General features: G+C 57.0%; 8 protein-coding genes. 6 read left to right on the top strand and 2 right to left on the bottom strand.

What is annotated here, in order from left to right; translation table 11 throughout:
• The first annotated feature begins 425 nt into the window (after positions 1 to 425).
• The 3 genes from FFS13_RS14105 to FFS13_RS14095 are packed head-to-tail and all read left to right on the top strand — an operon-like array spanning position 426 to position 4,845.
• Positions 426 to 2,162, top strand: coding sequence for a type I secretion system permease/ATPase (locus FFS13_RS14105; protein WP_137819717.1), 1,737 nt, complete (start codon positions 426 to 428; stop codon positions 2,160 to 2,162).
• The gene (locus tag FFS13_RS14100; protein ID WP_137819716.1) at positions 2,163 to 3,509 is read left to right on the top strand and encodes an HlyD family type I secretion periplasmic adaptor subunit; all 1,347 of its coding nucleotides are present in this window, start codon (positions 2,163 to 2,165) and stop codon (positions 3,507 to 3,509) included.
• Between the two features lies 1 nt (position 3,510).
• The gene (locus FFS13_RS14095) at positions 3,511 to 4,845 is read left to right on the top strand and encodes a TolC family outer membrane protein (protein WP_137819715.1); all 1,335 of its coding nucleotides are present in this window, start codon (positions 3,511 to 3,513) and stop codon (positions 4,843 to 4,845) included.
• A 115-nt stretch (positions 4,846 to 4,960) separates the two neighbouring features.
• Here FFS13_RS14095 and FFS13_RS14090 read toward each other — a convergent pair whose 3' ends face one another.
• Positions 4,961 to 6,286 (bottom strand): sigma-54 dependent transcriptional regulator, encoded by a 1,326-nt coding sequence (locus FFS13_RS14090; RefSeq protein ID WP_137819714.1) that lies wholly within the window; start codon positions 6,284 to 6,286, stop codon positions 4,961 to 4,963.
• 302 nt (positions 6,287 to 6,588) lie between these two features.
• Between FFS13_RS14090 and FFS13_RS14085 the strand changes: the two genes are divergently transcribed.
• Both FFS13_RS14085 and FFS13_RS14080 read left to right on the top strand, forming a co-directional pair.
• Complete coding sequence (locus FFS13_RS14085) at positions 6,589 to 8,463, top strand: di-heme-cytochrome C peroxidase (protein WP_137819713.1); 1,875 nt, start codon at positions 6,589 to 6,591, stop codon at positions 8,461 to 8,463.
• An 88-nt stretch (positions 8,464 to 8,551) separates the two neighbouring features.
• Positions 8,552 to 9,688: a catalase family protein gene (locus FFS13_RS14080; protein WP_137819712.1), complete on the top strand. Its 1,137-nt coding sequence runs from the start codon at positions 8,552 to 8,554 to the stop codon at positions 9,686 to 9,688.
• A gap of 153 nt (positions 9,689 to 9,841) precedes the next feature.
• On the opposite strand, the gene FFS13_RS14075 is transcribed toward FFS13_RS14080, so the two are convergent.
• Positions 9,842 to 10,510, bottom strand: coding sequence for a hypothetical protein (locus FFS13_RS14075; protein ID WP_137819711.1), 669 nt, complete (start codon positions 10,508 to 10,510; stop codon positions 9,842 to 9,844).
• Between the two features lie 805 nt (positions 10,511 to 11,315).
• Between FFS13_RS14075 and FFS13_RS14070 the strand changes: the two genes are divergently transcribed.
• The gene (locus FFS13_RS14070) at positions 11,316 to 11,585 is read left to right on the top strand and encodes a hypothetical protein (protein WP_137819710.1); all 270 of its coding nucleotides are present in this window, start codon (positions 11,316 to 11,318) and stop codon (positions 11,583 to 11,585) included.
• Positions 11,586 to 11,656 lie beyond the last annotated feature (71 nt).

Below are 11,656 nucleotides of genomic sequence, written 5' to 3'. Positions count from 1 at the left end.
TTGCGAGTGCGCGGCAGTGCTCATGATGTTCTCCCTAGCAAGGGACGCCGACATCAGCTCCAGCACCCCTAGCTCAGTGCCGCTCACAATGTCAACCGTTGCCCTGAGGTAGACTTAAGTTGCATCGATGATGAGTGTCAAGCATCCGTCAATCTCCACGACAAGCGGCAATTAAAATCATAACTAGCTGTTTATAAACATAAATATTTTTATACAAAGAACAAAGAACGCCGAAAAGCAGACAAGGTGTTTCGCCAAAGAGACAAACCTCACCTACTCTGGATTTGGAAACAGCTAGGGCGGTTGTGATCGGAACAAGATCCTTGAGGATCGGACGGTAAGCAGAATGGAACAGCTCTGTACTCCGTCAGCTGGTTCTTGCCGCACGGGATTTCCCAGAAAGTCTGCAGCAAGGGATGACCACGATGGATAAGCAGTCGAACCCACGTTCTGAGCTGGCGGATGCCTTGTTTCGTGTGCGCCGCACCTTTTACTCATTGGCCGCTTTCAGTGGCGTAATCAATCTATTAATGCTTACGCCTGCGGTTTATATGCTGCAGGTCTACGACCGTGCATTGGTCAGCAGCAATGTCACCACCTTGCTGATGCTGACGGTTCTGGTACTGGGGCTGTATATGCTGATGGCGCTGCTGGAGGTGGTGCGCTCGAAGGTACTGATCCGAGTCGGCAATCGGCTCGACATGACGCTCAATCGCCGGATCTTCACCGCCGCCTTTGAGCGCAACCTAGGGCGAGCGGGCGGCAACCCCGCACAGGCATTGCAGGATCTGGCCCAGGTGCGCCAGTTTCTTACCGGCAACGGCCTGTTCGCCTTCTTCGACGCGCCCTGGACGCCGATCTATCTATTGGTCGCCTACCTGATTCACCCCTTGCTCGGGCTGCTGACACTGATCGGCTCGCTGATTCTCATATTGCTTACCTATCTGACGGAGATCGCCACCAAAAAGCCGCTGGCTGAAGCCAATCAGGCCTCGCAAACCTCCGGCACGTTCGCCAATAACAATCTGCGCAACGCTGAAGTCATTGAGGCCATGGGGATGCTCCCGGCCATCAGCAAGCGCTGGTTCACAAGCCACCTGCGCATTCTGGAAATGCAGACCCTGGCCTCTGATCGGGCGGCCTATATCAGCGGTATCGGCCGCTTCGTGCGGATAACTTTGCAGTCGCTGATTCTCGGGGTTGGGGCGCTGTTGGCGATCGAAGGCAAGATCACCCCCGGGATGATGATCGCCTGCTCGATCTTGACCGGGCGCGCCCTGGGTCCGGTCGAACAGGCGATCGGTTCCTGGAAGCAGTTGCTCGCATCTCGCGGGTCGTGGGGGCGGTTGAATCAACTGCTGAATGACTTCCCCGCTCGCCCGCCCGCGATGCCATTACAGCGACCACTGGGAATGCTGGCCGTGGAGAATGTCTACGCCGGTGCACCTGGCACCTCTCAGACGATCATTCGTGGAGTGAACTTCAACCTCTCACCCGGTGAGGCACTTGGCATCATCGGCCCCTCCGCCGCGGGTAAATCAACCCTCGCCCGCCTGCTGGTGGGTGTGTGGCCAACCCAGGGGGGCAAGGTGCGGCTCGATGGCGTCGATGTATTTATCTGGAACAAGGAAGAACTCGGCCCCTGGCTAGGCTACCTGCCACAGGACGTCGAACTGTTTGAGGGCAGCATCGCCGAAAACATCGCGCGCTTCGGCGAGATCGACAGCGATGCGGCGATCCTCGCGGCAAAGCGAGCGGGCGTCCATGACATGATCCTGCACTTTGCCCAAGGCTACGACACGCGTCTCAACGCCGATGGCAGCCCACTATCCGGTGGCCAGAAACAACGCATCGGACTGGCCCGAGCGCTCTACGGCGAGCCAGCCATAATCGTGCTCGACGAGCCAAACGCCAATCTCGACGACGCCGGTGAGAAAGCACTGGTTGAGGTGCTCGAAGATCTCAAGCGTCGCGGCACCACCACCATACTTATCTCACATCGACCGAGCGTGCTGGGCACCGTGGACAAGGTGTTGATGCTGCGCGATGGCAACATGCAGATATTCGGCCCACGCGAAGAGGTGTTCGCAGCACTCCGGCAAGCCAGCGTGCTCCCGGCCGGGGGCCCCCCGACATTGGCTGCGGTCAGGGGGAGAGAATAAATGACCACGTTAAATATTGAGCACAAGAATCTGGTCCTGGCCAATGCTGCGCTAGGCATCGACGTCGACGATCGCAAACCTGCGCGCTGGGGGGTATTGCTGGTGTTACTGGGCTTCGGTGGCTTCTTGTTATGGTCATGGCTGGCGCCACTGGATGCCGGGGTGGTCGCTACCGCCACCGTCAAGGTGACGAGCAACCGCAAGACCATCCAGCATCTTACCGGCGGCACCATCGACGCCATTCTGGTGCGCGAGGGCGACAGCGTCAAAAAGGGTCAGGAGCTGGTGCGACTCGATTCGACCCAGGCGATCTCCGAGCAAGGCGTGGTCAGCGCCCAGTACATTGTCAGCAAGACCGTTGAGAATCGGCTGGAAGCTGAGCGCGACGGCTTGAGCGACGTGACGTTCGACCCGGCACTGATTGATCGTTTCAAGGCCGACCCACGCCTCGTCGCCTCGCTCACCCTACAGCGACGCCTATTCGCAACCCGCCTCACGGGGCTCGCCGGCGAAGTCAGCATCCTGCAAGAGACACTCAAGTCCGCCGAAGGGCAAATCAAGGGTTTGCAGCAAATTTATGCCGCGCGCGCAGGCCAGCTCAAATTCCTTCAGCAGGAGCTGGACGGTGCTCGCAGCCTCGCTGCCGAGGGCTACATCCCACGGAACCGGATGCTCGAACTCGAGCGAAGCGCCGCTGAGCTGAACGCCTCTCAAGCGGAGAACATCAACAACATTGCTCGCACCCGTGGCCAGATCGCCGAACTCAAACTGCGCATTCTCCAGCGTGAGTACGACTACCGTAAAGAAGTGCAGTCACTGCTGACTGACGTACAAAAGGAAAACACCGCGCTTGCCGACCGGCTACAAGCGCTTGATTACCAGGTCAAGCACACCGTAATTCGCTCGCCGATTGATGGCATGGTGCAAGGGCTCAGCATCTCGACCATCGGCGGAGTGATTCAGCCAGGTTTCAAAATCATGGACATTGTGCCGGCCAATGAACCCTTACAGGTCGACGCCATGATCCCAGTTCAAGCGATTGACAAAATGGTGCCAGGGCTGCAGGTAGACATTGCCTTCCCCGCCTTCAACCATGCGCAGACCCCTAACATTCCAGGCACGGTGCTGACCGTCTCGGCCGACCGGCTGATCGACGAGGAAAACAAGCAGCCCTTCTACCTCGCACAGATCGAAGTGACCCCCGCCGGCATGTCCATGCTCGGGGCCAACCGAATCCGCGCAGGCATGCCAGCTACCGTCACCATCAAGACGGGGGAGCGCAGCCTGATGAGTTACCTGATGAAGCCCCTGCTCGACCGGGTCGACAGTTCCTTCAAGGAGCAGTGAGATGGCTCCTCGCCTCATACTCGTGGGCCTCGCCTGTATCGCCCTTCCGGTGCAGGCACTGGACCTCCGAGAAGCCTGGCACCTTCTGCAGTATCAGGGACCAACCTACCTGGCTGCCGTACATGAAAAGGAAGCGGGTGAAGAAAACCGCGCACTTGGCCAGGCCGGCCTGCTGCCGCAGATCAACGCCAGCGCATACGATCACCACGTCAACGGCACCCAGGAAGAACCAAACGCCTTAGGGCGCACTGTCGAGAACGATCTCCACTACGAGTCCAAGGGTGGAACGGTGCAACTGCGCCAAGCCCTCTTCAACAAGCAAAAGATGGCCGAGTATCGCCAGGGCAAGCAACAGGCTGACTACAGCGTGGCGGTGTTCGATGCCAAGACCCAGGATGCTGCTGTGCGTCTTGCTGGACGTTATTTCGACGTTTTGTTAGCGCACAAGACCATTGAATTGGCTAAAGCCAAGCTCAAGGCCTTCGAGCAGCAGGTAGCCTCGGCACAACGGCGCTTTGACCTTGGCGACGGCACCATCACCGATGTCGATGAAGCGACTGCGCGGCGAGACCTGGCACTGGCCGAGCTGATCGAGGCGCAGGACAGCCTGCTGGTGGCTAGACGCCTATTACAGGAGTACCTCGGTGAGGTGCCCGAGCAGCTCGCCACTCTGCGCGAAGGTTTCCCGACCCCTCCACTGGAGCCCGGCAGCCTGCCGGATTGGATTATCAAGGCACAGAGCGATAACCCGGTGCTACAAGCTCGGCGTTACAGCGTGAATGCAGCAGAAGAAGAAGTGAACAAAGCCAAAGCCGGGCACTGGCCCACACTGGATTTCGTGCTGGGTTACACCTCTGGGGAAAGCGAGTCGGTGTCCACCCTGAACCAACGCAACCGCTACGGCTCGGTCGGGGTAGAGATGAATATCCCGCTGTTCAGCGGTGGCTACGTCAGTGCACGGGCTCGTCAGACGGTGGCGAGCAGAGACCAGGCTGAAGAAGAATTGAATGCCGCTCGCGAAGAGATCATCTCCGGCACAACGCGTGAATTTCGCGGTGTGCAAAGTGGTGAGGCCCGAGTCAGGGCGCTGGAAAAAGCGGTGAGTTCCAGTGAAAAGTCACTCGATTCATCGAAAAAAGGCTTTCTCGCAGGCAGCAGCACCAACGTCGATATTCTCAACGCCGAGGAGCTGGTGTTCACCGCTCGGCGTAACCTGTTCGAAGCGAAACTGAAGTATCTGCTCTCCAAGTTGCGACTAGCCTCCGCCATCGGCGCGCTGGGCGATGACGACATCGATCAGGCCAATGCCTATCTCGGCCCGGAACTGTTGTTTTAAAGACCAGGTGTTTCAAAGGTCAAGGAGAGCGAGTCCCTGTGCTGCTGTCCGCAGCTTTGCAGTCAGCTCATTTCTTATAGCCAGGCTAACCCGAGCCGCAATTAGTTGTGTTGGCTTAACGTATCTGGTGTTTGTGCAACAAGCGGTAGAACGTTGGACGGGATATCCCTAGCACGCGCGCCGCTTCGCTCATATTGCCGGAATAGCGGGTTAACACATCGTTAAGCGCCAAGCGCTCAGCCCGGAAGATGTATTCGTTCAGGGTGCCGATGGCAGGTTCCAGGTTCTGCTCTTTTTCCAGTCCGAGATCCAGCGCCTCAATCTGCCGCCCTTCGGCCAGCACCAAAGCGCGACGCACTCGGTTGGACAGTTCGCGAACATTCCCCGGCCAGGGATGCTTAAGCATCGCCTCGAGTGCCGCCTCGCTGAAGTGTCGCAGACAACGGCCGACTTCTACCGAATGGAGCGAGGCTAAGTGATCCGCCAGAAACGGGATATCCATCCTCCGCTCGCGCAATGGAGCGGTTTGCACATGCAACACATTGAATTGGTAGTAAAGATCCTCACGGAAACGCTTCTGCCGAATGGCGTGTTCCAGATCGAGGTCGGTCGCCGCAAGCAGCCGAACATTGACAGAAAAGGACTGAGTAGCGCCGATACCTCCGCTTTGCATCCCCTGCAAAAAGCGCAATAGATTGGCCTGTAATTTCAAAGAAAGGCTGTCGATCTCGTCAAGAAACAAAGTCCCGCCATCCGCAGACTCGATGCCGCCGATTGTGCGTCGAAAACCCTCCGTAAAGGCGCCCTCCTCGTGACCAAATAACTTGGACTGCAGCAGAGGCTCGGAGATCGCGGCACAGTTGAGCCCTACAAATGGCCCCGATGGGCGTCGCGAGTGAGCATGCAGGGTGCGGGCCACTAGTTCTTTACCGGTTCCACTTTCGCCGCGGATAAGCACCGGTAAAGCGATTGGCCCCAGCTTGATCAACAGCTTGCGCAGCTCCTTCATGCGCCGGCTGTTACCCAGTAATTCGTATTCAGAAGCCGGATTTCTGCTGCTACCCAACTCATGTAGGCGCGCCATGCAGGCGCGTCCAAGGGCAACCTTCAGACGAGCAACGTCAAAGGGCAAGGTGTGAACGTCAAAAAACCACTCACCGACAAAATCACCAATGCCGTGCAGGTTCAGTTCATTGGGAGTCAACGCGATGATCCATGCTGCAGCACTGCTGCGAATCAACTCCTTGATCTGCTGCGGACGGAAACTGAGTGCTTGCAGGCGCAGTAGGCCAACATCGCAGTCCCTCTCAGCGGCTTTTTCCAGGGCACAGCTTTCCACCCTCCAGCCTCCTGCACGCAGGTACGAAAGAAGGCGCGCACATTCATGGCAGGGATCCACCACCAAGAGGCGGCGAGGCGCAGGTATGACGTCCTCAAGCATGCTCAATCCTTGGCGCCATTTTTTGTAAACTTATTAAAAACAATAGTTTGGCGCGCGTACCTGTAACGCTAGCAACATCTTTGACGCAGTTTGGATCGTTTCTCTATAAAGCCTATTCCGCTTAGCGCACATGAGGATCTTCGCACCGAACTGGCCCAAGTCGATGTCGAGTCGTAAGCAAAGCGCGATGCCTCAGCGAGCTACTAGGCAGGCACTTCTCCGACGCAGTAATAGCATCTTGCCAATAGCCGAATTGCTTGGCATAACGTCAGGTACATAAGAAAGCTACAAGGAAGTATCCGATGCAAATCCTCCGCCGCTCCTTGCTTGTGCTGCTGTTTGCCCTATTGGCGGGCTTGGCCGTGGTGCTCTATTACATTGCCAACCCTAACCTCCCGAGCTATCAGCAACCTGAACAGCTCCACTACCTTGAACAGTGGAGCCCAGCAGCGCGGCAGACTTACTACTACACCCCGCAAGGCACACAAGTGAAAGGTCTGCGCTACGACTGGTTCGTCGCACTGGAACAACCTTTCGGCCAAGACAAATTCGCCAGTCCCGATTACCTCGCGCGCTTCGGCTTTCTGACTGAGCCACAGCAGCAACCCACGCCACTTAATCCCGGGAACCTGCCGGTCGGTTTCGCCCGCCATCAGGATGCCGAATCCGGCGCTCAATACCTGGACATCAGTTGCGCCGCCTGCCACACCGGCGAGTTGCGTTATAAAGGCCATGCGCTGCGCATCGATGGTGGCCCCGCCCTGCACTCCCTGGCCTCCACGGTGCCGACCCTGCGCGGTGGCAGCTTTGGGCAAGCGCTCGGCATGAGCATGGCGTTTACCTACTACAACCCGCTGAAGTTCAAACGCTTCGCCAAAACGGTGCTCGGTCATCAGTACCCTAAGGGTCGCGACCAATTGCGCAACGACTTCAAAGTCGTACTGAACCGCCTCCTCGGCCAGGCCTGGAACGACACCCATCGCGGTCTCTACCCCACAGAAGAAGGCTTCGGTCGCACCGATGCCTTCGGCCGCATCGCCAACAGCGTGTTCGGCGATGCGATTGACCCCAGCAACTACCGCGTCGGCAATGCCCCGGTCAGCTACCCGCAAGTCTGGGACATCTGGAAGTTCGACTGGGTCCAGTGGAACGGCTCGGCCATGCAGCCAATGGCGCGCAATATCGGCGAAGCCCTTGGCGTCGGCGCCACCCTGCGCCTATTCGAAACCAACGGCCATGCCGTGCCGGAAGCCGAGCGCTATGCCTCCAGCGTGCGCCTGCGCGACCTCTACACCCTGGAGGAAACCCTCAAGCAACTGAAGCCGCCGACCTGGCCAGAAGACGTGCTCGGCAAGGTCGACCTCGAACTGGCCAGTCGAGGCCGCGCGCTGTTCACTGAAAATTGCGCCTATTGCCACGCCGCAAACCCTAAAGCGCCGGACGAACGCCTGGCGCCAGCCCGCGATCCAGAATGGCGGATGCGCATTGTGCCGACGCGCATCGTGGGTACCGACCCCACCGCCGCCGACAACATCGCCGATCACCGTTTCGATATCACTAAGCTCGGCTGGAACAAGGCCGAACTGGGCAAGCTCGGGGTCAAATTGCTCGACGGCAACCCGGAGAAAGTCGACTTTGCCCGCATCTCCAGCGCTAAAGGCCTGGCCTACGTCACCGCCTACGTGGAAAACCGCGCCTATAAGGATGCCGGCATCCAAGCCGAGGAGCGCTGGAACATGGACGGCTACGGCCTGCCCATCGGCGTACAGGAAAAGCGTGGCTACAAGGCTCGCCCACTCGATGGCATCTGGGCCACCCCGCCATTCCTACACAACGGCTCGGTGCCTACGCTGTTCCAACTGCTCTCGCCCGTCGCCGAACGCGAGAAGCAGTTCTGGGTCGGCAACCACGAGTACGACCCGCAGCGCGTCGGTTTTAACAGCGAGAAGTTCGACGGCGGTTTCCTCTTCAAAACCACCGTCACCGGTAACAGTAATCGCGGTCACGAATTCCGCGATGGCTGCCGTCAGGATGGCGTTATCGGCCGCGCCCTACAGCCCGAAGAACGCTGGGCGCTGCTTGAGTACCTGAAGACCCTGGGCAATGCCAAGTTGGAAGGCCAACTAAAACCCATAGCAGCCAAACCCTGGACTCCAGGCCCCAGTTGTCAGGGCTAGCAATCCCCTCTCCCTGCTGGGGAGAGGACTCGGGTGAGGGGAAAACATCCCTCCACGGAAAACCCCATAACAAACAAGGACTCGCCCCATGCTCAAACGCTGCTGGCTTTGGCTTGGCCACTTGCTCGGTAAACTCATAGTGCTTCTGCTGGTCGTCGGCCTCGGCGGCTGGGGCATTGGCTCCCTCTACTACGCCTGGAAATTTTCCGGCCCGGTGTCTGCCGAAGAACGGATCCCGCCGGGTGAAGCCGCCCTCACCCAAGGCATCATCGAAGATGCCATCCGCGTCGTCGAACAGCACCGCGACAACACCCGCGTACTGCGTGACGCCCATGCCAAAGCCCACGGCTGCGTGAAAGCCGAATTCACCGTGCTAGCGGAACTCGACCCAGCCTTGCGTCAAGGTGTGTTCAGCGAACCGGGCAAAACCTGGCAAGCCTGGATGCGCCTGTCCAACGGCAACGCCTATCCACAATTCGACCGTGCCCGCGACGCTCGTGGCATGGCGATCAAACTGCTCGATGTGCCCGGCGCGAAGCTGATGGCCAATCAGAGCACCGCCGGCGACCAAGACTTCGTGATGTTCAACCATCCCTCGTTCTTCGTCCGCGACGTCGCCGAGTACAAAAGCAACTTCGCCGCCCAAGCCAGCGGCAAAAAAGTCTTGGCCTTCTTTCCCAACTGGGACCCACGCAGTTGGGAATTGCGTCACCTGATCATCGCCCTGAAAACGCTGGCCCCCGCACCGGAAAGCCCGGTGGCAACGACTTACAACTCCATCGCCCCGTTCAAGCTCGGGCCAAACAACATCAAATACCGCGTCATCCCAACCCCGGAGAATTGCCCGAACTACGAGTTATCCAAGCAAAACCATGACTTACCCAACTTCCTACGTAACGCGCTTTATCAACAACTCTCCCTCGACCGCGTTCCGGCCTGCTTTGCCTTGCAAGTACAACGGCAAAACCCCGAACACTACATGCCCATTGAGGACACCAGCGTCGAGTGGGATGAGTCGGTAGCAGCGTTCGAGACAGTCGCGACCATTAAACTGCCGGCCCAAGACTTTGATAGCACCGAGCAGAATCTATTTTGCGACAATCTATCGTTTAATCCCTGGCATTCGCTGCCGGAACATCGACCGATCGGGGGGATAAATCGCTTGCGCAAAGCGGTTTATGAAGCGGTGAGTGTTTATCGACATGAGCGCAACAGCTCGAATTAAAGACCTAGCAAGCGCCTAAAATAAACATGGCGATCTCAAACTTCTAGCAGCACCCTGCCCGGGTGTTGCATTTGAAGCCTGAGACCGCCATGTCATATAACACCTAACAATGGGGTTATTTGCTAAGACTGAACGTCCTTGTTCAGCTTGGCCTCACCATGCAGCAAGAGCAGTGTTTCTTACTGCCGAGGTGCCTTGCTCCATGCGCCCTGCACTGTCTCTGCTTTTTGCCCAGTTGGTGAGTAGTACCATCGCCAGGAATCCACCGACGATGAGGACCGGATAGGCCGCCAGCAATTCCACCAGCGAGTACTTCCAAGCCAGCGGGCGGCCAACACCCATCAGGGTGGCATAGAACCACGACACGCCCGACAACGCTCCCGAGAAAAGTGCCAGCATGCGCAGGTTGAAGGAGAGCTTCAGCAACGAACCCGCTTTTTGCAGAGCAGGCAATACAGCCCGATGCAACAGGACGCCGTTAAAGGTCAGCAGCATAACTATAGTAACTTTGGCTTGTAACTTTGGGTTGAGGAAATACTCCATCCCCTTGCCGGCGTAATCTATCCCGACTATAGCAATGCCCGTAATCCAGAGCGCTACAAGAGCAAGCACTACTGTTTTTTGCAGGCTTTCCATATGCGCATCATCGTGCTGACCTGACGCATCCCCCTTAAGGAGTTGTTTGACCATTGCAATGTCACTGGTCAAAACAAGTCCAATCGCCACACAACAGGCAATCAGGTGAAAATAAACAACGCCTAAGCGCAAAAACTCCACGGTCGCTTTTTGCTCTAACAACGAAGCAATTATATTGAGTTCCATGGTTACCTCTTTATTCTAATAATGAATCAACAAGCGATTCAGTATGATTTAACTGGACTCTTTAATTACCGACTGCAATTAAAATCCAGCAATTTATATTAATTAATCTTGCGGCATTACACTATCGAGATAAAAAGTGAGCCTAGCGAACGAACTTTCAATCATCCGGTTATCTCCATTTTCAGGTAATAAAAACCCCCATTCGCACTTCGTGCATATGAGGTTTCACTTCCGCTTTTGGGGGGTAGGTGAGGATCTGGGCCCATGTCACCTACTGGCTATTCTGAACGGAAAAATCTGGATCCGTTCATTTTTTGAGCAGTTTTGCCGACCAACGGCAGTGACTAAAACCCGCCACGAGCAGTCGCTCAAGGCCAGAAGCGACAGCCGAACCGGCACCATTACTGGCTCTTCGGCCATTCGCGTGCCGACGAAAGCCCTGTCGAATTTTTTGTCTTTTCTTCTGAATCCCATGGGTCAAATTGGGTGTGCGGAAGCTGCTCAGCGACAAAAATGTCCTCCTTCGAGTTCAAAAATCAGGTCAGGGCACTGCCATTTGCTGCTCAGAAAGCACGTTCGCTGCGTCGCCTTAGAGGGCATCTTCAGCTCAAAATGCCGCCAAACGCCCTAAATCATCCTCAACACCCTGAAAACCTATCATTTTCGCGACATAGTCCATCAATTCTGCGACCCAATGTGACTTGCAGATCAGTTCTGATCATCAACACCCATGACAGGCCAGCAGCGTATGTCTAGCGCCGGCGGCCGCTTACTGTATTGGGATCTACTCGGAGAAACCGACCCCATGAACACCCCGCTCCGTTTTAACGAAGCACTGTTGATCGCCAGCCGCGCGTTTCAACCATTCCAATGCGTCGCCTGGGCTCCACAAGACGGCACTGGCGAACTGAGCCTTAGCGTCATCGACCGTACCAGTACTCGCCTGCTTGGCCGTACACAACTGTCCCGCAGCATCTATACCGATCCAGAACAACTGGCCAGCGTACTGAAAAAGTCCCGCGATGAGCTCAGTCAACAGGGTTACGACCTACAACCCTGGAACATGCCGGAATAAAGCGGCTCAGCGCTCGATACCCTCTTTGCAGCGGCGAGCAGGATCGAAAGCCTGCTCACCGCGGTAATAAC

Source organism: Pseudomonas sp. 2FG (genome assembly GCF_005502935.1).
GTDB lineage: Bacteria > Pseudomonadota > Gammaproteobacteria > Pseudomonadales > Pseudomonadaceae > Aquipseudomonas.
Note: the sequence above shows the minus strand (reverse complement) of the source record. Positions and strands in the feature narration are given on the sequence as shown.

Bases quoted from the DNA above. Each gene is read 5' to 3' on its own strand.
- FFS13_RS14080 (WP_137819712.1), top strand. From the start codon at position 8,552: ATGCTCAAACGCTGCTGGCTTTGGCTTGGCCACTTGCTCGGTAAACTC.
- FFS13_RS14075 (WP_137819711.1), bottom strand. From the start codon at position 10,510: ATGGAACTCAATATAATTGCTTCGTTGTTAGAGCAAAAAGCGACCGTG.
- FFS13_RS14090 (WP_137819714.1), bottom strand. From the start codon at position 6,286: ATGCTTGAGGACGTCATACCTGCGCCTCGCCGCCTCTTGGTGGTGGAT.
- FFS13_RS14070 (WP_137819710.1), top strand. From the start codon at position 11,316: ATGAACACCCCGCTCCGTTTTAACGAAGCACTGTTGATCGCCAGCCGC.
- FFS13_RS14095 (WP_137819715.1), top strand. From the start codon at position 3,511: ATGGCTCCTCGCCTCATACTCGTGGGCCTCGCCTGTATCGCCCTTCCG.
- FFS13_RS14100 (WP_137819716.1), top strand. From the start codon at position 2,163: ATGACCACGTTAAATATTGAGCACAAGAATCTGGTCCTGGCCAATGCT.
- FFS13_RS14085 (WP_137819713.1), top strand. From the start codon at position 6,589: ATGCAAATCCTCCGCCGCTCCTTGCTTGTGCTGCTGTTTGCCCTATTG.
- FFS13_RS14105 (WP_137819717.1), top strand. From the start codon at position 426: ATGGATAAGCAGTCGAACCCACGTTCTGAGCTGGCGGATGCCTTGTTT.